Below are 20,659 nucleotides of genomic sequence, written 5' to 3'. Positions count from 1 at the left end.
CGCCGGTCCGCACCGGCCACCACCGAGACCGCGGCCGGCAGAACGAATTTCCGGCCGGATACGGGGTAGACGGGCGCCATATCTTCCGAAGAAGGGGACGATATGGCGCAAATAAGCACTGACATTCCCGCGCGGCTGGATCGGCTCCCCTGGGCCCGCTGGCACTGGCTCGTGCTCATCGGTCTCGGCACCGTCTGGATCCTCGACGGGCTCGAAGTGACCATTGTCGGAGTGATCGGCCCTCGGATCACGGATCCGGGCAGCGGGCTGGGACTCACCGACAGCGAGGTCGGGATCGCCGCCGGCGTGTACGTCGCGGGAGCCTGCCTCGGCGCTCTCTTCTTCGGCCACCTGACGGACCGGTTCGGGCGCAAGAAGCTCTTCCTGGTGACGCTCGCCCTCTACCTGGCCGCCACCGTGGCCACGGCCTTCTCGCACGACGCCTGGTATTTCTACCTGTGCCGGTTCTTCACCGGCGCCGGCATCGGAGGCGAGTACGCCGCGATCAACTCGGCGATCGACGAGCTCATCCCGGCCCGCGTGCGCGGCACGGTCGATCTGGTGGTGAACGGCTCCTTCTGGCTGGGCACCGCGCTCGGCGCGCTCATCGCGATCCCGGCGCTGGACACGAGCCTGCTGCCGGCCGGTCTCGGCTGGCGCCTGCTGTTCGGCCTGGGCGCCGTCCTCGGCGTCGGGATCCTGCTGGTCCGCAGGACCGTGCCCGAGAGTCCACGCTGGCTGTTCATCCACGGCCGCGAACGCGAGGCCGAGGAGATCGTGCGGGACATCGAGACGAAGGTCCGCGAGGAGAGCGGCAAGACGCTCGAACCGGCTCACGGGGAGATCCGCATCAACCAGCGGGCGCACACCCCGCTGACCGAGGTGGCGGCCACGCTGCTGCGCCGTTATCCCAAGCGCACGGTTGTCGGCCTGTCGCTGTTCATCGGCCAGGCGTTCCTCTACAACTCGATCTTCTTCACGTACGCGCTGGTGCTGTCGAAGTTCTTCAAGGTGCCGGACTCCGGCACGCCGTGGTACCTCGTTCCGATCGCGATCGGGAACTTCCTCGGCCCGGTCCTGCTCGGCCGGTTCTTCGACACGATCGGCCGCCGCACGATGATCGCGGGCAGCTACGTGCTGTCCGGCCTGCTCCTGCTGGGCACCGCCGCGCTGTTCAACGCGCACGTGCTGAGCCCGGTGACCCTCACGGCCTGCTGGATGGTGGTGTTCTTCTTCGCCTCGGCGGGGGCCAGCAGCGCCTACCTTACAGTCTCGGAGATCTTCCCGATGGAGACCAGGGCCCTGGCGATCGCGCTGTTCTACGCGGTCGGCACCGGGCTCGGCGGCATCATCGGGCCCGTGCTGTTCGGCCGTCTGGTGGAGAGCGGGGTCGTCGGCGACGTCGTCGTCGGCTACGTCATCGGCGCCGTCCTGATGATGGCGGCCGGGCTCGTGCAGTGGTTCATGGGCGTGGAGGCGGCCCGGCGCTCGCTGGAGGACATCGCCGCCCCGCTCAGCTCCGAACAGCACCAGATGGTCTGACCGGGCGTTCCGGTACGGCTCACGCCTTCGGGGCGCGAGCCGTACCGGGCCGGATGTCTCATGGCTCTCTTGGGTATCAACCCCATCAGATGTGCACATAAGGCGCATCCACGCACATTCGGGGGAATCATGGCTGACGACGCTCAGAAGAAGAAGCCTTCGAAGTCCACCGGCAAGGCGAAGAGGACGGCCATCAAGGAAGCCCGCTCCGCGAAGCAGGCGAAGAAGGCCAACCGCCCCGCCGAGGGCGAGAGCCAGTGACGGCCTCACGGCCGGTGCCACCATGATCCGGGCCGGGCCCGCGCGGCCCGGCCCTCCTCCTGCGCACGCCCCGCTCCTTCACCGCCCGCTTCCCTCGCGACCGGCGCCGGCCCGCACCCGGGTCCCGTATGCGCTGTCCCCCTCCGTCCTGGATACTCGGAAGGCCGTGGAGCCGATCTCGCTCGTTCTGGAGGACCGCCCGTGAGGCTTGGAGTCGTCTTCGACCGCGACCTGCCGCCGGAGTCGCTCCCGGCGTTCGCCGGGGAACTCGACGGCACGCCGGTCTCCGATCTGTGGGTGGTGGAGGATCTCGGCTGGACGGGCGCGATCTCCTCGGCCGCCACGGCGCTGACCGCGACCTCGCGCCTGCGTGTGGGCATCGGCATCACCCCCGCGCCCCTGCGCAACCCGATGCTGCTGGCGATGGAACTGGCCAACCTGGCCCGCCTCCACCCCGGGCGGCTCGCCGCCGGCATCGGGCACGGAGTGCAGGCGTGGATGCGCCAGGTGGGCGCCGCCGCCTCCTCGCCGCTGTCGCTGCTCGAGGAGACGATCACGTCCGTACGGGCGCTGCTGGGCGGTGAGACCGTCACCCTGCACGGACGCGAGGTGAGCCTGGACGGCGTCCGCCTCGTCCACCCGCCCGCCGAGCCGCCGCCCGTCCTCGCCGGAGTGGTGAGCCCGCGCTCGCTGGCCCTGTCGGGACGGGTCGCCCAGGGCACGATCCTCCCCGAAGGGCTCGGCCCCGAGCGGTTGCGGTCGATGATCGAGCGGATCGGCGCGAGCGGCGACCACGAGGTGGTGGCCTTCGTCCACCTCTACATCGGCGACGACGCGCGCGAGGCCATGCGGCCGGCGGCGGAGGAGCAGGCGGGGTTCCTGCAGGTGCCGCCGGAGGAGGTCGTCATGGCGACGGGTTCCCCGGAGGAGGCGTCCGCCCAGGTCAGGGCATTGTGGGAGGCGGGCGTCACCACGGTCGCCGTCCGCCCGGTTGGTTTCGCGGGTGCTGCGGGCGCCGATCCGCTCTCCCACGTCCACAAGCTCCTGTCCGCGCTCTGATCGGCCGTACGCCACGGGAAGACAGGACATTTGTCCTGGGGAGAACCGGGATCGGCCTCACTACACCGGGACGCGCACGATCGGGCAGAGTTGGGGCGTGGACACCCCGACCCTCCGATCCCCTCAACACCGCGTGAGCCGTACCGCCATCTGGTACTGGGCCGCGCGGGCCGCTCTCGGCTGGCTGGTCATCCTCGCGGCCCAGGTGTTCTGGCTCGTGATGGACCGCGACGAGAACGCCCTGCCCGTCACCGCTCACGTGACCGGTCTCGTCGTCACCGCCGTCGTCGCGGTGGCGCACGTCACGGTCATGCCGCAGTGGCGTTACCGGGTGCACCGCTGGGAGGCCACATCCGCGGCCGTCTTCACCCAGTCGGGCTGGTTCAAGCAGGAGTGGCGCATCGCGCCCGTCTCGCGCATCCAGACCGTGGACAGCGAGCGCGGTCCGCTGGAGCAGATCTTCCGCCTGGCCAACGTCACCGTCACGACCGCCTCCGCCGCCGGCCCGATCAAGGTCAGCGGCCTCGACCGGGACACGGCCCAGCGCCTGGTCGCCGATCTCACGGCCACCGCGCAGGCGACGGCGGGTGACGCGACATGATCGACCCCGTCGTCGAGGCGACCTGGCGGCGGCTGAGCCCGCGCATGCTCGTGATCCACCCGTTCCAGGAGGTCGTACGGGCCGCCCCGGCGCTGCTCGGCCTGCTGGTCGCGGGATCGAGCAGCGGCGGGAAGGGCCACCTGTGGAGCGTCGCGGGCGTCGGCCTCATGGTCGTGCTCGGCATGCTGCGCTGGTTCACCACGACCTACCGCATCACTCCCGAGCACGTGCAGGTCCGCCGCGGCCTGCTGACCCGGAAGGTCGTGACCGTGCCCCGCGACCGGGTCCGCACGGTCGACGTCACCTCCCACGTGCTGCACCGCGTGCTCGGCCTGGCCCGGGTGGAGGTGGGGACGGGCACGTCGGAGCGCAGGCACGAGGGCCGGCTCAAGCTGGACGCGCTGACCGCCGCCGAGGCCGCCCGCCTGCGGGTGGAACTGCTGCACCGTTCCTCCCTCGCCTCCGCCCCCTCTCCCGCCGCGCCCTCCGCGACGACCCCCGTGCCGCCCCCCGCGGGGAGCGCGCCGGCCGCGGAGACCGAACTCGCGCGGATGCGTCCCGAGTGGGTGAGGTTCGGGCCGTTCACGATGTCCGGGCTCGTCACCGTGGGCGTCGTCGCCGGTTTCGTGTCCCGCCTGGTCTCGGAGGGCAACGTCGACCTCGGCCGGGTCGGGCCCGTGCAGGAGGCCTGGCGGTGGTTCACCGCGATGTCGCTCCCGCTGGAGATCGCGACGGTGGTGCTCGTGCTGGCCGTGTTCGTGAGCGTCGCCTCCACGCTCGGGTACGTCCTGGCCTTCGCCAACTTCCGGCTGACGCGGCACGCCGAAGGCACCCTTCACGTGGCCCGGGGACTGCTGACCGCCCGGGCCACCTCGATCGAGGAACGGCGGCTGCGCGGGGTCGAGGTCAGCGAGCCGCTGCTGCTGCGCGCCGTACGCGGGGCGCGGCTGTCGGCGGTGACGACCGGTTTGCGCTCGGCGCAGGGCGCCCAGCGCGGCGGGTCGATGCTGCTGCCGCCCGCACCGCGCGTGCAGGCCGTGTCGGTGGCCCGGCTCGTGCTGTCCCGTGTTCCCGGCGCCTCCTCGGACGCCTCGCCGGTCACCGCGGACCTGGCCGCGCACGGCCCGGCCGCGCTGCGCCGTAGGTTCACCCGGGCGTACGGCGTGCACGCGCTCGCGCTCGCCGCGCTGCTCGTGCTGTGGAGGTGGGCGGGGCTGCCCTCGTGGACGTGGATCACCACCGCCGCCCTGCTTCCGCTGACGGCCCTGCTCGCCGCCGACCGCTACCGCTCGCTCGGCCACGCGCTCACGTCCGGCTATCTGGTCACCCGCTGGGGCTCGTTCGTACGCCGCCGGGTGGCGCTGGAGTGCGACGGCGTCATCGGCTGGAACATCGAGCGGTCGTTCTTCCAGCGCAGGGCCCGCCTGGCGACGCTGACCGCGACCACGGCGGCGGGCAAGCAGGGCTATCAGGTGAGCGACGTGAACCTCGCCGAGGCGCTGCGCCTGGCCGCCGCGGCCACGCCCGGCCTGCTCGACCCGTTCCTCGTCGAGGCCCGCACACCCGATATGTCCACCTTCGCCCCCTAATAGCATGTGATGCCCGATAAGACCGGCAGCAGCTAAGGAGTTGGATTGTCCCGCTACGGCCAGATGTTCGGTCCCGACATCACCTTCCTCGGCGTCGAGCGGTGCGACCTCGGCGACCCGGCAGGCTACGCGGACGCCGACGTCGTCATCCTGGGCGCCCCGTTCGACGGCGGCACCTCCCACCGCCCCGGTGCGCGCTTCGGCCCGAACGCCATCCGCCAGACCTGCTACCTCCCCCACGACGGCTCCCGCCCCAGCCTGGCGCTGCGCGTGGACGCGCTCAAGGACCTGCGGGTGCTGGACGCCGGGGACGTGGAGACCTACGCCGGGGACATCGAGGGCAGCCTGCGCGCCATCGAGGACGCGGTCGCCAGGATCGCGGCCTCCGGGGCGATCCCCGTCGTCCTCGGCGGCGACCACACGATCGCCCTGCCCGACGCGACCGGCGTGGCCCGCCATCACGGCTTCGGCCGGATCTCGATGCTCCACTTCGACGCGCACGCCGACACCGGCGACATCGAGTTCGGCCACCTGCACGGCCACGGGCAGCCGATGCGGCGGCTCATCGAGTCGGGCGCGATCCGGGGCGACCGCTTTTTGCAGGTCGGCCTGCGCGGCTACTGGCCCGGGCCCGAGATCCTCGACTGGATGGCCGGGCAGCGCATGCGGTCGTACGAGATGACCGAGATCGTGGCCAGGGGTCTCGACGAGTGCCTCACCGAGGCGTACGCGATCGCGCTCGACGACTGCGACGGGGTCTACCTGTCGGTCGACGTGGACGTCTGCGACCCGGGCCACGCGCCGGGCACCGGCACGCCCGAGCCGGGCGGCCTGTCGGCCCGCCAGCTCCTCGACGCCGTACGCAGGACCTGTTACGAGCTGCCCGTCGTCGGCCTGGAGATCGTCGAGGTGGCCCCGCCGTACGACCACGCGGACATCACGGCCTATCTCGGCAACCGGGTCGTCCTGGAGGCGCTGTCGGCGATCGCCCGCCGCCGCAGGGACGCCGCCGACGGCACCCGCTGGGACCCGGAGCAGCCCCTCCTCGACGGCCGCTGACCCACACCGCCCAACCGTACGGACACGACCTGAGCGCAGGTCTTCCGCTCGACGTCACACAGTTCGACTTCGTGGTGGCGCGTTGCCTGCACGGCGACTGCGAGCAGGCCGACGAAGGGCTCCCGGTGGCCGAAGCGCCAGGGCGGCGGTACCGCCGACCCTGGCCGGGGTGCTACGCTGCCGCTCGTTCGGTATCGGATCGGCGTGGAAGGGAGGTGAGGTTTGATGACCGCGGTGAAGACCGCTGCCACGTGCAGCGCCCGGACCAACCTCACGTCCCGGGCCCCGGTCTGACCCACCTCTTCCCCCGGCCTTGAGCCACCGGCTCGCCAGGCGGGGTGATGTCCACGTCTCGTCGGGGCCCCTTCTCCGCAAGGGTCTCACGTTGCCACACACGTACACCGATCCATCCGGCCTGTTCCGGTACGGGTGGACCGACGCACTCGACCAAACCTTCACCGAACATCGCGAAGCCGGCCTCGTACCGGCCCGGATCTCCCGGGTCGATCGCGGCCTGTGCACGGCGATCACCGCGTCGGGCCCGATGCGGGCCACGTTCGCCGCACCCCACCCGCCCGACCCGCTCCTGACGCCTTGCACCGGCGACTGGGCCGCGCTGCGCCCGGGCGCCGAGCCGCACCTGGCGGCGCTGCTGCCGCGGCACAGCGCGATCGTGCGCTCGTCGGCGTCCAGGTCCTCCCACGGGCAGGTGCTCGCCGCCAATGTCGACACGGTCGTCATCGCCCTGTCCCTGTCCACGTCCCTGGACGCGGCCAAACTGGAGCGGCTGCTCGCCCTGGCTTGGGAGAGCGGGGCCCAGCCGGTGATCGTCCTGACCAAGGCGGACCTGGCCACCGATCCCGAGGCCGTCCACGCCGAGGCTGGCGCGCTGGCACCTGGCGTGGACATCCTGGTCACCAGCGTCGCCACGGGTCACAACATCGACGCGCTGGCGGCGCTGCTGCGCGGCACCACCGTGTTGCTCGGCCGCTCGGGTGCGGGCAAGTCCAGCCTCGGCAACATGCTGCTGGGCGAGGAGCTGCTGGCCACCGGCGCGGTACGCGCGCAGGACGGCAAGGGCCGCCATACCACCGTCCGCCGCGAGCTGGTCCCCCTGCCCGGCGGCGGGGTCCTCATCGACACGCCCGGCCTGCGCGGAATCAGTCTGCACGCCGCCGCCGACGGCCTGGAGCAGGTCTTCGCCGAGGTCGAAGACCTCGCGGCTCATTGCCGCTTCGGCGATTGCGCCCACGACACCGAGCCAGGATGTGCGGTCCAGGCCGCCATCGCGGCGGGTGAACTGCCCGAACGTCGCCTGCGCAGCTACCAGAAGCTGCAACGGGAGAACATCTGGGCGGCTTCACGTACCGATGCCCGGCTGCGCGACGAGCGCGTCAACCGGCAGAAGGCCATCACCGGTCACCTGCGCGCCACCTACAGGTTCCGGGACCAGCAGCCATGACCGGCCGCGTCCCACCGGCCTCCCCGACCGCTCATCGCCACGAGGAGCCCGCACCACCATGCCCGAAAGCCCGCCGTCGACGCTCACCCCGGGTGGCCGGCTGGTCGGCGCGGCCTGCCTGGCCGTGCCCGGGATGCGCGAGGCGGTCACGGTCGCCCCGAAAGAGATCATTATGCGCCGCGAGCACGGCGCGGACTACCAGTACATCGGCTACGTCCTGCATCCGCAGGAGGACAGGGAGACGAACCCGACCATGAGCCCTTCCTGGACCACCCGTCCCGAGAGCGCCGGCGACGTCGCCGCCATCCGCGACATCAACCTTGCCGCCTTCCCCAGCCGGCACGAGGCCGACCTCGTCGAGGCGCTGCGGGCCGACCCGCAGGCATGGCTGCCCGGCATGTCCTGGCTGACCGAGGCCCCCGGCGGCGATCCCGTCGGATACGCGCTGCTCACCCGCTGCCACGTCAACGACTCACCCGCCCTCGCCTTGGGCCCGTGCGCCGTCAAGCCCGGACATCAGCGGCGGGGCGCGGGGTCCGCCGCCATCCGCGCCGCTTTGCGCGCCGCCCGCGAGCAGCGCGAGAACCTGGTGGTCGTGCTCGGCCACGCCGAGTACTACCCGCGCTTCGGCTTCACCCCGGCCTCCGGGTACGGCATCCGCCCGCCCTTCGACGTCGAGGACAAGTACATGATGGCGCTTGCCCTCGACCCTGAGCGGCCGGTCCCGAGCGGCGTCATCCGCTACCCGGCGGCGTTCGGCGTCTGATCTCCCGCTGTCTGAATGCGACGAACGGCCCTCAGCCCGGCTGGGGGCCGCCACCGGGCTGCGCAACGCCGAGCTCGCCGGCCGGCCGCCGGGGAGTACGCCCGCCTGAAAGCGACAGGCGATCTGGTAGGCATGGTCACGTGACGCGATCGAGAACCGCCGCCGTCCTGGCCGTCGCCGCCGTGCTCCCGGCGCTCCTGACCGGGTGTTCGGACACGGATCTCGGCCCCTCCCGGCCGCCGGTGCGGGCCGAGGGGACGCCTACGGGAGCGGAGAAGACGCGCGAGACCACCAGGGAAGCGGCGCGGGAAACGACCGGGAGGACGGCGCGCAGAACGGTCCCGGTGCGGCGGGCGGCCGCCGCGCCGGTGCGGGTGCCGGCCGGGGTGACGGCGGGGTACGCCGTGGTCGACGTGACCACGGGCAAGACGGTCGCGTCCCGCCAGGTGCACCACCGGTTCCGGTCGGCGTCGGTGGTGAAGATCCTCATCGCCACGGACTACCTGGAGCGGCACAGGGGGACGATTCCGGCCAGGGACATGGCGCTGCTGACACCCATGCTCCGCGGCAGCGACGACGACGCGGCGACGGCCCTGTGGCGGCGCGGCGGCCAGGGCGAGATCGTCAGGCGCATGGCACGCCGGATCGGCCTGACCGAAACCTCCCCGCCGCCCGCCGCCAAACCCGGCTTCTGGGGCTACACGGCCATCAGCGCGGCCGACATCGCGCTCGTCTACCGGTATCTGCTGCGGCGGGCCGAGCCCCGCGTCCGCGACTTCGTCCTCGGCACCATGCGCGACGCGTCCCAGTGTGCCCGCGACGGCTTCGACCAGTTCTTCGGCATCCCCCGCGCCGTTCCCCGGCCGTGGGCGATCAAGCAGGGCTGGTCCGGATACGGCGCTGTTCCTCCCGTCAAATGCACCCGGGCGAAGGCGGCGTCGTACCGTATCGGGTCGGTCACAATGGGCGGCAACCCGGTTGATTTCGGCCGTCCGGTGCTTCACACTACCGGCGTGATCGGCGACCGGCTGATCATGGTGGTGCTCACCCTGCAGCCCTCGGGGGCGTCCTTCACGCGGTCGGCCGAGCGGGTGACGAAGCTGGCGAGAGACCTCTATCTCAGCGTCGCCTGACGGTCCGGTTCGTACGGAAGGGACCGTTCCGTTTAGAGGCGGGGCCGCCGGGCAGCGATCACGCGTGCTCTCCCTCCTCTCTGAAAGCTGGTCGGCGATGGGTTTCCCGTGGGGATTGCTCGGCCGGGACATGGCGGTCGATCTGGGTACGGCCAACACGCTCGTGTACGTGCGCAAGAAGGGCGTCGTCCTCGACGAGCCCTCGGTGGTGGCGATCAACCTGCACACGGACAGGATCGTGGCGGTCGGCACCGCGGCGAAGGAGATGATCGGGCGCACCCCGCCCCACATCGCCACGCTGCGCCCGCTCAAGGACGGTGTGATCGCCGACCTCGACGCGGCCGAGCGCATGCTGCGGCACTTCATCCAGGTGGCGCACAAGAACCGCTACCTGGCCAAGCCCCGGGTCGTCGTCGCCGTGCCGAGCGGCACCACGAGCGTCGAGCAGCGCGCGGTCAGGGAGGCGGCGTACGAGGCGGGCGCCCGCCGTGTCCACATCATCGAGGAGCCGATGGCCGCGGCGATCGGCGCGGGGCTGAACGTGGGCGACACGACCGGCAACATGGTCGTGGACATCGGCGGTGGCACGACGGAGGTCGCCATCGTCTCGCTCGGCGGCGTGGTCGTGTCGAAGTCCGTACGGGTCGGCGGCGACGAACTGGACGAGGCGATCGTCAACTACGTCAAGAAGGAGCACTCCCTGATGCTCGGCGAGCGCACGGCCGAGCACATCAAGATCAAGATGGGTGGCGCGCGGCCGGGCGGCGACGAGACCACGCCGCTGCCGATCCGGGGACGCGACCTGGTGACCGGCCTGCCGAAGACCGCGACGATCACCCGGGCGCAGGTGAGGGAGGCGATCGAGGACCAGGTCCAGACGATCGTCGACGCCGTGCAGAGCACGCTCGACCAGTGCCCGGCCGAGCTGGCGGGCGACCTGATCGACAACGGCATCGTGCTGACCGGCGGCGGCGCGCTGCTCGACGGGCTGGCCGAACGGCTCGAAGAGGCCGTCGGCATGCCGATCCACCTCGTCGACCAGCCGCTCCAGTCGGTGGTGCTGGGCGCCGGCCGGTGCGTCGAGCGTTTCGACGACATGCAGGACGTGTTCCTCCCCGAAACACGTCGATGAGGGCGGCCGGTCGCCGGGCGCCCGCGCTGCTGGCGCTCGTCTCCGTCGCACTGATCGTGACCGACACCGTCACCCCGCTCGAACCGCTGCGGGCGTTCGGGTCGGCCGTGTACGGCGGACTGGAGGACGCCGCGTCCTCCGGCGCCCGGTGGGCGTCGGACGGACCCCGCGTGGAGGAACTCGAACGCGAGAACGCCCGGCTGCGCGCCGAGGTGCTCGCCGCCCGCCGCGCCACCCCACCCCCCGCTCGGGCGGACGGCTATCAGGTCGTGTCCGCCCACGTCATCGGCTTCGGCCGGGACGGCACGGTCACCGTCGACACCGGCACGCAGGGCGGCGTGACCCGCGACATGACCGTGTTCGACGCGGACGGGCTGGTCGGCCGGATCCTGCGGGCCGGCCCGGGCACGGCGACGGTCCAGCTCGCCACGGCCTCGGGAGCCTCGATCGGCGCGCGGCTCGAGGGCTCGCGGGAGGTCGGCCTGGTGACCGGCGTCCCCGAGCGCGGGCTGCTGCGGCTGAGCCTGCTCAATCCCGCCGCCGAGGTGAAGCCCGGCGATCGGGTGGTGACGCTGGGCTCGCGCGACATGCGGCCGTACGTGCCGGACGTGCCGATCGGCACGGTGGCCACGGTCGAGCCGGCGCCGGACGCGCTGACCAGGACGGCGCTCGTGCGTCCCTTCGCGCGGTTCACCGCGCTCGACCTCGTCACCGTGGTCCTCGGGCCACTGCCGGACGCCGCGGACCCGGCGGTGGACCCGTCCGACGAGACAGACGGCGACAAGGGCGGCGACAAGGACGGCGGCAAGGACGCGGCGAAGGCCGAGAGCGACGGGGCCGAGAGCAAAGGCGGAGACCGGGGCGAGGGCGCGGCCGGGGACACCCCGAAGAGCGGTTCGAAGAAGGCGAAGGGGGACACCGCGAAGGGCGGTTCGAAGAAGGCGAAGGAGGCGTGATGAGGGCGGTCGTCCTGTCCGTGCTCGTCGTCCTCCTCGCACCGGTGCTCCAGGTCACCGTGGTGAACGGGCTGTCGCTGCCCGGCGGCGGGCCCGATGCCGTGCTGGTCGCCGTCATCGCGCTCGCGCCGCATCTGCGGCCGAGACCGGAGGCCAGGGGTCTGCCGGAGCGGGGCGCCGCGGGAGGAGGGGCGGGCGCGTTCCTGGGATTCGCCGCGGGCCTGGCCGCCGACATCGCACCGCCCGCCGATCACGTGATCGGGCGGCTCGCCCTGGTCCTGTGCCTGGCCGGATGGGTGTGCGCGCGGGTGGCGGCCGACGGCACGGCCGGACGGCGCGCCGCGGTCGCCGCCGCCGTGGCCCTGGGCGCGACGCTCGCCGGGGGCCTGCTCGCGGCCCTGCTCGACGGGACGCCGTGGGGCACCGCCCTCGCGCCCGGCGCCGCCGCCTGGACCGCCGGCCTGGCCACGCTCGTGTCGGCGGCGCTCGCCGCGCTCCCCCGCCGCCGGTCCTTCGGGCGGGTGCCCAGATCACGGGACGGTTCACGCGATCCGTACGCCCGGGGGAGGCGGCTTGCGTAGGAGCGCCCACCGCCCCTTTTCCAACCGGGGCCGTCTCACGGTCGTGCTCGTCGTGGTGACCGCGCTCATGCTGACCCTGCTCGGCCGCCTGTGGTATCTGCAGGTCGTCACCGGTCCGTCGTACGTCAGGGCGGCCACGGAGTCGCGGGTGCGCTCGGTCGTCCTGCCGCCGGTGCGGGGGCAGATCCTCGACGTACGCGGCCGGCCGCTGGTGGCCAACGAGACCAAGCCGCAGGTGTCGGTGGACTACATGGCCCTCATCCACCAGCCCGACGGCGGGAAGGACGTGCTGACCCGGCTCGCCCAGGCCCTCGGCCGGCCCTACCAGGAGATCGCCGACCGGGCGCGGCTGTGCACCGGGGATGTGCCCCGGCCGTGCTGGCCCGGCTCGCCGTACCAGCCGATCGTCGTCGCGGACGACGTGAGCGTGCGCACGGCGCTGTGGATCGCGGAGCGGCAGGACGAGTTCCCCGGCGTCAGCACGGCGTTGCGGCCGGTCAGGACCTACCCGCTCGGCTCGGCGGCGGCACACGTGCTCGGCTATCTGCAGCCGCCCTCTCCCGACGACCCCGAGGGCGGCCCGGAGCTGATCGGCCGCGACGGCCTTGAAGCGGAGTACGACCGCGAGCTGGCCGGGCGGACCGGAATCAGGCAGGTGGCGGTGGACAGCACGGGCAAGGTCACCGGCCTGATCCGCGAGGAGGCGGCCGTGGCCGGGGACACGCTCGTGACCAGTATCGACGCGCGCGTCCAGGAGCTGGCCGAGCGGGCGCTGGCCCGGGCGGTGACCGCCGCGCGCAAGCGGGGCGAGCCCGCCGACAGCGGCGCGGCGGTGGTGCTGGAGGCGACGACCGGGCGGGTGACGGCGATCGCCGACTACCCCACCTATCACCCGGGCGTGTGGACCGGGGGCATCTCGCAGCGCGACTATGAGGACCTGCCGCTGGTCAGCGCCGCCGTGCAGGGGCAGTGGCCGCCGGGCTCGACGTGGAAGGTGACCTCGACCGCCGCGGCGGCGAAGGCGGGCTACTCGCTGCGGGCCTCCTACGACTGCCCCGGCGGCTACACGATCGGCGGCCGGGTGTTCCACAACTTCGAGAGCGCCGAACTGGGCCGGATGGACATGCGCCGGGCCCTGGTCGTGTCCTGCGACACGATCTTCTACCGGTTCGCGGAGAAGTTGTGGCAGCGCGACGGCGGGCTCACGCCGGTCAAACGGCCCAAGGACCCGATGCAGGCGATGGCCAGGGAGTTCGGGTTCGGCACGCCCACCGGTGTCGACCTGCCGCACGAGGCGTCGGGACGGGTGCCCGACCGCGCCTGGAAGAAGTCCACCTGGGAGAGGACCAGGGCCGACTCCTGCCGCCGCGCCAAGACCGGCTATCCGGAGATGTCCGACCGCAAGCGGGCGGCCTACCTCAAGGCGCTCGCCGCCGGCAACTGCCGCTCCGGCGGGGTCTGGTGGGCCGGTGACGCGGCCAACTTCTCCATCGGCCAGGGCGACGTGCTGGTGACGCCGCTCCAGCTCGCCCGCGGGTACGCCGCGCTCGCCAACGGCGGCACGGTCTTCAGCCCCAGGATCGGCAAGCAGGTCGTGCGTGCCGACGGCACCGTGAGCCGCACGATCACCCCTCCCGTCATGGGGAAGATCGGCGCCTCCCGCACGACGCTCCGGTTCATCCGCGACGCGCTGGCCGGCGTGCCGCGAACGGGCACGGCCGCGGGCGCGTTCGAGGGGTACCCGTTCAAGCGCCTGCCCGTCGCCGGGAAGACCGGCACCGCCGAGGCGTACGGCAGGCAGGACACCTCGTGGTTCGCCTCCTTCGGCCCGGTGAAGAAGCCCAAGTATGTCGTGGTGGTCGTCGTCTCCCAGGGCGGCACGGGCGGGACCACGGCGGCCCCCGCCGCCCGGGAGATCTGGGAGGGCATCGCCGCCCTCACCCATGACGCGAAAAAGCACGACAAGAAGGCCGGGAAACACAAGAAGCACGGCAGCGGGACGCGGTCCGCCTCCCTGCCTCCGTCCGCGCTCGCCGGAGCGGGTGGCGCGCGATGACCCGCCGCCCGCCGGCCCGCGCAGAGTGGCGCGCGACAACCCGCCGCCCGCCAGCCGTGACGGTCCGGGCTCGTCCAGCTGGAGGCGCACGATGACGACGCTCGGTCCCCTGTCCGTACGGCTGCCGCCGGGCCGTACGACCAGGCGCAGGACGAGGGCGCGCCTCGCCTTCCTCCCCGCCTGGGGGCTGCTGCTGCCCGCGGCCGCGTTGTCGGCGATCGGGCTGCTGCTCGTGTGGTCGGCCACCCGCAACGAGCCGGGCTCGACGCTGCCGCAGCGGCAGGCGCTCAGCGTGGGCATCGGTTTCGTGCTCATGTGGGCCGTCTCGCGGATCGACCTGCGGATGCTGCGGGCGTACGTCCCGGTGCTGTACCTGCTCGGGCTGGCCGGGCTGATCGCCGTGCTGACCCCGCTGGGCCGTACGATCAACGGCTCGCACGCGTGGATCGTGCTCGGCGACGGGCTGCAGTTCCAGCCGTCGGAGTTCGCGAAGGCGGCCACGCTGCTCGCGCTGGCGACCGCGCTCGGCGAGCCGCGCGACGGCGAGCGCAGGCCGGGCGCCGGGGCCGTGCTGCTCGCCCTCGGGCTCGCCGCGCTGCCGGTCGGGCTGATCGCGCTGCAGCCCGACTATGGCACCGCGCTCGTCTTCCTGGTGCTGACCACCGGGATGATCGCGGTGTCGGGCGCGCCCAAGAGATGGTTCGCGGCGTTCGCCGCGGCCGGGGCCGCCGGGCTGTTCCTGGTGTGGCGGCTCGACCTCGTCCGGCCCTACCAGCTCCAGCGTCTGATGGTGCTGGCCGACCCGGACGCCGACCCGATGGGCGTGGGCTACAACGCCACCCAGGCCAGGATCGCGATCGGCTCCGGGGGCCTGCTGGGCAAGGGCCTGTTCCACGGCGAGCAGACGGCGGGCCATTTCGTGCCCGAGCAGCACACCGATTTCATCTTCACCGTCGCGGGCGAGGAGCTCGGCTTCGCCGGCGCCGCCTGCGTGATCCTGCTCATGCTCGCCCTGCTGTGGCGTGGCCTGTGGATCGCGGCCAAGAGCCCGTCGCCGTTCGGCACGGTCGTGGCCGGCGGGGTGGTGTGCTGGCTGGCGTTCCAGACGTTCGTCAACGTGGGGATGACCATGGGCCTGCTGCCGGTCGCGGGGCTGCCGCTGCCGTTCGTGTCGTACGGCGGGTCGGCCACGATCTCCAGCCTGGCGGCCGTGGGGCTGCTGGCCGCCGTGAACCGGCGTACGCGCACACCGGGATAGGGCAGGCTTGGAGGAATGCGCAGCAAGCTCGGCGGACGGGTGGCCCAGGCGGCGGAGATCGCCCTGGCCACCCGCAAGCACGTGACCCCGATCGACGTCCTCACCGGTCTGCGGTGGCTGCACGACCGCCACGTGGAGACCTGGCGGCAGGGCCGCGCCGACAGCCTGGAACGGCTGGCCGCCGTGGACGCCGGCCGGATGGCCGAGGCCGTGTCGCATCTGCGCGCCTGGGCCGTGTCCCGCGACCTGGTGGAGAGCGAGGCGGCGTACACCGCGGGCACCCGCGACCGGCGGCAGCTGCGTTTCACCGCGGCGGGCGACGAGGAGCTGGAGCGCGCCTTCCGCGTTCACTGGCTGTCGCCGGAGCTGAGCGAGGCGCGGCGGCGGCAGATCACCGAACGGCACAACAAGGCCCCCGACCTCGTGGTCGTCGCACCGCTGGACGCGTGGACCTGCGCCGACTGTGGGGACACCGGACCTTATCTGGTCATGGAGGACGACCGGCCGCACTGTCTCAGCTGCGCCGACATGGACCACCTGTGCCTACTGCCCGCCGGGAACGCGGCGCTGAGCCGCCGCGCCAAGAAGGAGAGCGGGCTGTCGGCCGTCGTGGTCCGCTTCAACCGGCGGCGCAAGAGATACGAGCGTCTCGGCGTCCTGGTCGAGGAGGAGGCACTGGCGCGGGCCGAGGAGCAGTGCCTGGCCGACGAGGAGGTGCGGCTGCGCCGCCGTGAACGCGACCGCGAGCGCCGCGCCGGCGAGGATGCCGAGTTCCGGACGAGGATGGCGGCCGAGATCCGGCGCCTGTTCCCCCGCTGCCCGGCCGAGCGGGCCGAGGCCATCGCCGCGCACGCCGCCGTACGCGGCAGCGGGCGGGTGGGCCGCACCGCCGCCGCCCGCGTGCTGGACGAGAACGCCATCACGCTCGCCGTGATCGCGAGCGTGCGCCACCTGGACACCGACTACGACGAGCTGCTGATGTCCGGGGTGCCGCGTATGACGGCCCGCGAGCGGATCCGTCCCCGGGTCGAGGAGGTCCTGACGGCCTGGCGCGCATGAGCGGCTCTCAGCGGACGCGGCCGACCATCTGGGCGTACATGCGGCCGGGGCTGGGGACCGACGACGGGTTGAGGAAGCCGGGCAGCGGAGGCAGGTCGACCGCGAACGGCTGCAACCGCTCGAACAGCGTGTGCGCGTCGGGCGGCCGGTTGTCCGGCTCTTTCTCCAGCAGTTCGGCGATCAGGCGGTCCAGCTCGGCCGGGACCCCCGGCACCCGGGGTGGCCGTTCCTTCACCTGCTTGTCGAACACGGCGTACTCGGTGGGCCCGGTGAACAACTGGTTGCCGGTCAGCATCTCGTGCAGCACGCAGCCGAGGGAGTACAGGTCGCTCTTCGGCCCGGCGACACCACGCTGGATCTGCTCGGGCGACATGTACGCCGGGGTCCCGAGGATCTGCCCGATCCGGGTGAACTGCGCCGTCACCCCCGCGCGGTCCGCCTCGCGCAGCATGGCGAGCCCGAAGTCGAGCAGCTTCACGCTGCCGTCCGGGCAGAGCATGAGGTTGGTCGGCTTGAGGTCCCGGTGGCAGATCGCCAGCTCGTGCGCGGCGGTCAGCACGGCGCACGCCTGGGCGGCGACGGCCGCGGCCCACGGCACCGGCAGCGGGCCGTGCTCGCTGAGCAAATCGGCGACGGTCACGCCCTCGATGAACTGCATGACCTGGAAGAGCCGCTGTTCGTAGGTGCCGAAGTCGTAGAGCACGGGCGCGCCGGGATGGTCGAGCTTGGCGAGGATCCGCGCCTCCCGGATGAACCGGCGTTGCAGCTCCTCGTCCGGGCCGTCGGGCAGCCGCAGGAACTTCACCGCCACCTTGCGGTCGAGCCGCCGGTCGTGCCCGCCGTACACGGCGCCCATGCCGCCCTGACCGAGGGGAAGGTCGTCCAGCTCATACCGGTCGCCGATGACCATGCGCCCCTCCCGTCGGCCTATCGGGGAAAAAGCTACCGGATCCGTCCGGGGTGCTCGGGCTCGGCGGCCGGGTGAACAGGACACCTTCAGCTTGGAAGCTCCCGTTTGCGTCATTCACGGGGGCGGAGGCGTCCGTCGATCAGCCCCTCGACGCCGAGACGGGCCAGCGCCTCCCCCGCGGCGGCCGCCTCGCGCAGGCCGTCTTCGATCGCGAGCAGCCGCCTGAAGGCCGCGCCGTACGTCCGCTGGACGGCCAGCGGAAGCTGGGGGACGCGGGCCCGGCGGGCCTCCACCCGGCTGCTGCCGAGATGCGGCCGGCCGCCGCCTGCCGCGTACCGCAGGAATCCCGCCAGGAACTCGGGATCCACCTTCCCCGGGTCGACGCGGAAGAGGCTCAGATGGGGGCCGAGGACCGCCCCCTCCACCGTGACCACCCGGGCGGTGACGGCCGAGGCCACCACGTCACCCGGGCGCGCGGCGACCAGACCGGGGGCCGGCGGGATCCGCCGCGACGGCGCCGTCCCGGCCGCGACGTCGTCGGCCGTCAGCACCGCGACGCCGTCCCCGGACGCGTCGCCGGCCGCCCCGCCGATCGCCTGGCCGATCGTCTGGCCGCCGGAGACCGCGCCCGCGAAAACGCCGCCACCGGAGACCTCGCCGGCAATGTCACCGGGGACGTCGCCGTCCGGCAGCGCCCGCAGCCTCGAGTGCCGGATGGTGAGCAGTCCCGACCTGGCCATCTCGGCCACGGTCGCCCACGACGCGTCCCAGCCCGCCGCTCCGCCGGTGAGCACCTCCAGGTCGGGCACGCCGTCGGCCAGCGCCTTGACCGCCTCCCGGAAGCGCTCCCCGGCCGCCGGAAAGCCCCGCGTGTCGACCCGGGGCGACAGGTGCCGCGCCGGGCTCACGTCCACCTCGTCGTCGAGGACGTCGATGATCCGGACCGTACGGCCGCCGGACGGCGGTTCGGTCTCGGCGAGGTGAGCCCGCCAGGCCGGCTCGACGGAGGCGGGGTCGTCGCCCGCGTCGCCCACGAGGAGGGCGACCGGCTGCCGCTCCCCCGGCTTCGGGCGGCGCAGCAGCCACAGATCGGGCCCGCCGGGCGCCAGGGTGAAGACCGCGCGCAGCGCGCCGGCCCGCAGCAGGTTCGCCCGGATGCGACGCCCCGGGCGACGGCTCGCGGCGGCGCCCGGCATCAGGATGGCCACCAGCCCGCCGGGCCGCACGTGAGCGAGGCAGTGCTGCACCCAGGCCAGCTCCGACTCGCCCCGCGGGGGCATGCCGTACTGCCAGCGGGAGTCGCCGATGAGGTCCTCGTGGCCCCAGGCCCGTTCGTTGAACGGCGGGTCGCACACGACGGCGTCCACGAACGCGTCCCCGAGCGTGTCACCAGGCGCGTCCATCGGCCGGTCCGGCGGGAACGCGTCGTGCCGCAGCGCGTCGCCGGGCACGACGCGGGCGTCCCGTCCGCGCAGCAACAGCCGCAACGCGGCGAGCAACGCGACCGTCTCGTTGGCGTCCTGGCCGAGCAGCCGCACCCCGTTTCCCTCCCCGGCCGCGACGTTCAGCAGGAGCGTCCCCATGCCGCACGCCGGGTCGAGCACCGTACGCGCGTCCGGGCAGGCCAGCCGGGTCATCAGGGCGGCCACGTCGGGCCGGGTCAGCGCCAGCCTGCGGCTGTGCGCCTCCGCGAACCGCTCGCAGAGGAACTCGAACGTGCCCGCCGCCCCCTGCCGCTCGGCCAGCCCGGCGACCAACCGGAGCAGGCCGGGCTCCAGCGGCGTCGCGTCCCCGCCGCGCGGAGGCAGGTCGGCGGTCGCCTCGGCCACCGCGCGCGGGAGCCGTACGGCGAGGTCGGTGGCGGCGGACAGGCGCTTCCAGCCATCGGGGTCGCGGAGCGTGTAGAGCAGGAACGCGCCGACCTCCCCCAGCACCTCGCCCAGGCGCAGGTCGTCGGCCGACGCGCGCAGCCGCTGCCAGACGCGGTCCCCCTGGGACACCTCGAACGACTTACCGTTCCTGCGCAGCCACGCCTCTACTTCCGGGAGTGAGAAAAGCGGGCTGGAGGCGGTACCACCGACCGGTTGGGGGAAGTCCTCGTACCGGCGGCGCCAGTTGCTGACCGCGGCCCTGCCGACGTCGGCGAGCCGGGCGATGTCGCCCGCGTTCACGGTGGCTTCGACCGCCGCTTCGACGGCGGCCTCGAGCGGGCTCGCGGCGGCTGGACGCGCCGTCGTGTCCGCTGTGCTGTCCGCCTGGGCGTCGTGGCTCATGAACACGAGCCTAGCACTATGCTTGTGAAGTGACTCAACCAATGGTTTACTCAAAACCATGACGCACAACCGTATTCGATACGCCGCCGGGTCGGACGTCGGGCGTTCGCGTGCCAACAACGAGGATTCGGTGCACGCCGGCGAGCGCCTGCTCGCCATCGCCGACGGAATGGGCGGGCACGGACACGGCGAGGTCGCCAGCGCGGCCGTCATCTCCACCATGGCCAAACTGGAGGACGGCCCGGCCCCCGCCGATCCCGTCGCGGCCCTCGCGGACGCCGTACGGGAGGCGGGGCAGCGCCTGGGCGACCTCGCCGCGCAGGACCCGGCGCTCGAACGGATGGGCACCACGGTCACCGCCATGCTGTGGGACGGGCACGGGCAGTTCGCGCTGGCCCACGTGGGCGACTCGCGGGCGTACATGCTGCGTGACGGCGCGCTGTACCAGATAACGCGTGACCACACGCTGGTGCAGTCACTGGTGGACGACGGGCGCATGAGCCCCGACCAGGCCGCCCGCCATCCCCGCCGCTCCCTGCTGCTGCGGGCGCTGGAGACGAGCGGCCTGGCCGAGCCCGATCTGTCACTGCGCGAGGCCTACCCGGGCGACCGCTACCTGCTGTGCTCCGACGGGCTGACCTCCGTGCTCGAACCCGAGGCGCTGCACCACGTGCTCACCACCGTGGCCGATCCGCAGGAAGCCGTCCGCCTGCTCATCGAGCTCGCCAACGAGGGCGGCGGCCCCGACAACATCTCCTGTGTGGTCGCCGACGTCGAGCCCGCCGGCGCCTGAGGCGAGACCGGAACACCATTCCCCCGCACCGCGAGAGCGGCCCTCCGGAGCTGCTGACCGCCCAAGAGCAGCTCGGCGGCTCCGGGATCAGCGCCGGTCGCGCCGTCGATCAGCTCGCGGAGGATGTCCGCGTGGCCCGCGTGTCGGCCGGTCTCTTCGCCTGCGGCTG

The 20,659-nt window shown here is 72.9% G+C and carries 18 protein-coding genes; 16 read left to right on the top strand and 2 right to left on the bottom strand.

The features are described from left to right. The first annotated feature begins 102 nt into the window (after positions 1–102). From ACQPZZ_RS09600 to ACQPZZ_RS09530, 15 genes are all read left to right on the top strand, one after another. Complete coding sequence (locus tag ACQPZZ_RS09600; RefSeq protein ID WP_432930856.1) at positions 103–1,542, top strand: MFS transporter; 1,440 nt, start codon at positions 103–105, stop codon at positions 1,540–1,542. A 129-nt stretch (positions 1,543–1,671) separates the two neighbouring features. Then, positions 1,672–1,803: a hypothetical protein gene (locus ACQPZZ_RS09595; protein WP_363647131.1), complete on the top strand. Its 132-nt coding sequence runs from the start codon at positions 1,672–1,674 to the stop codon at positions 1,801–1,803. Positions 1,804–2,004: 201 nt separating this feature from the next. Beyond that, a complete protein-coding gene (locus tag ACQPZZ_RS09590; RefSeq protein WP_363647130.1) occupies positions 2,005–2,862 on the top strand; it encodes an LLM class flavin-dependent oxidoreductase in 858 nt (285 codons plus the stop codon). Positions 2,863–2,995: 133 nt separating this feature from the next. Then, complete coding sequence (locus ACQPZZ_RS09585; protein WP_432930854.1) at positions 2,996–3,463, top strand: PH domain-containing protein; 468 nt, start codon at positions 2,996–2,998, stop codon at positions 3,461–3,463. Beyond that, positions 3,460–5,052 carry a PH domain-containing protein gene (locus ACQPZZ_RS09580; RefSeq protein WP_432930852.1) on the top strand — a complete coding sequence of 531 codons (1,593 nt, stop codon included), beginning with the start codon at positions 3,460–3,462 and terminating at the stop codon, positions 5,050–5,052. Before ACQPZZ_RS09585 ends, ACQPZZ_RS09580 begins: the two co-directional genes overlap by 4 nt. A gap of 45 nt (positions 5,053–5,097) precedes the next feature. Further along, positions 5,098–6,111, top strand: a complete 1,014-nt coding sequence (gene speB / locus ACQPZZ_RS09575; RefSeq protein ID WP_363647127.1) for an agmatinase — start codon at positions 5,098–5,100, stop codon at positions 6,109–6,111. A gap of 385 nt (positions 6,112–6,496) precedes the next feature. Then, complete coding sequence (gene rsgA, locus ACQPZZ_RS09570; RefSeq protein ID WP_432930850.1) at positions 6,497–7,573, top strand: ribosome small subunit-dependent GTPase A; 1,077 nt, start codon at positions 6,497–6,499, stop codon at positions 7,571–7,573. 253 nt (positions 7,574–7,826) lie between these two features. Further along, positions 7,827–8,339, top strand: coding sequence for a GNAT family N-acetyltransferase (locus ACQPZZ_RS09565; RefSeq protein WP_432934322.1), 513 nt, complete (start codon positions 7,827–7,829; stop codon positions 8,337–8,339). 140 nt (positions 8,340–8,479) lie between these two features. Next, positions 8,480–9,472: a hypothetical protein gene (locus ACQPZZ_RS09560; protein ID WP_432930848.1), complete on the top strand. Its 993-nt coding sequence runs from the start codon at positions 8,480–8,482 to the stop codon at positions 9,470–9,472. 97 nt (positions 9,473–9,569) lie between these two features. After that, entirely contained in the window at positions 9,570–10,604 is a 1,035-nt protein-coding gene (locus ACQPZZ_RS09555; protein ID WP_363647125.1) for a rod shape-determining protein, read from the top strand. Next, complete coding sequence (gene mreC, locus ACQPZZ_RS09550) at positions 10,601–11,560, top strand: rod shape-determining protein MreC (RefSeq protein ID WP_432930846.1); 960 nt, start codon at positions 10,601–10,603, stop codon at positions 11,558–11,560. The genes ACQPZZ_RS09555 and mreC overlap by 4 nt, the downstream gene beginning before the upstream one ends. Beyond that, the gene (locus ACQPZZ_RS09545; RefSeq protein WP_432930844.1) at positions 11,560–12,141 is read left to right on the top strand and encodes a rod shape-determining protein MreD; all 582 of its coding nucleotides are present in this window, start codon (positions 11,560–11,562) and stop codon (positions 12,139–12,141) included. The genes mreC and ACQPZZ_RS09545 overlap by 1 nt, the downstream gene beginning before the upstream one ends. Continuing rightward, positions 12,134–14,197 (top strand): penicillin-binding protein 2, encoded by a 2,064-nt coding sequence (gene mrdA / locus ACQPZZ_RS09540; protein WP_432930842.1) that lies wholly within the window; start codon positions 12,134–12,136, stop codon positions 14,195–14,197. The genes ACQPZZ_RS09545 and mrdA overlap by 8 nt, the downstream gene beginning before the upstream one ends. 91 nt (positions 14,198–14,288) lie before the next feature. Beyond that, complete coding sequence (gene rodA / locus ACQPZZ_RS09535) at positions 14,289–15,455, top strand: rod shape-determining protein RodA (protein WP_432930840.1); 1,167 nt, start codon at positions 14,289–14,291, stop codon at positions 15,453–15,455. Positions 15,456–15,470: 15 nt separating this feature from the next. After that, positions 15,471–16,514: a DUF2293 domain-containing protein gene (locus ACQPZZ_RS09530; RefSeq protein WP_363647120.1), complete on the top strand. Its 1,044-nt coding sequence runs from the start codon at positions 15,471–15,473 to the stop codon at positions 16,512–16,514. Between the two features lie 7 nt (positions 16,515–16,521). On the opposite strand, the gene ACQPZZ_RS09525 is transcribed toward ACQPZZ_RS09530, so the two are convergent. Both ACQPZZ_RS09525 and ACQPZZ_RS09520 read right to left on the bottom strand, forming a co-directional pair. Then, entirely contained in the window at positions 16,522–17,424 is a 903-nt protein-coding gene (locus tag ACQPZZ_RS09525) for a serine/threonine-protein kinase (RefSeq protein WP_432930838.1), read from the bottom strand. A 110-nt stretch (positions 17,425–17,534) separates the two neighbouring features. Further along, positions 17,535–19,697: an N-6 DNA methylase gene (locus tag ACQPZZ_RS09520; RefSeq protein WP_432930836.1), complete on the bottom strand. Its 2,163-nt coding sequence runs from the start codon at positions 19,695–19,697 to the stop codon at positions 17,535–17,537. A gap of 58 nt (positions 19,698–19,755) precedes the next feature. Between ACQPZZ_RS09520 and ACQPZZ_RS09515 the strand changes: the two genes are divergently transcribed. Then, on the top strand, positions 19,756–20,490 hold the full coding sequence (locus ACQPZZ_RS09515; protein ID WP_432930834.1) for a PP2C family protein-serine/threonine phosphatase: 735 nt from the start codon (positions 19,756–19,758) through the stop codon (positions 20,488–20,490). Positions 20,491–20,659: the final 169 nt, after the last annotated feature.

This window comes from Microbispora sp. CA-135349 (assembly GCF_050947365.1).
Taxonomy (GTDB): Bacteria; Actinomycetota; Actinomycetes; order Streptosporangiales; family Streptosporangiaceae; genus Microbispora.
Note: the sequence above shows the minus strand (reverse complement) of the source record. Positions and strands in the feature narration are given on the sequence as shown.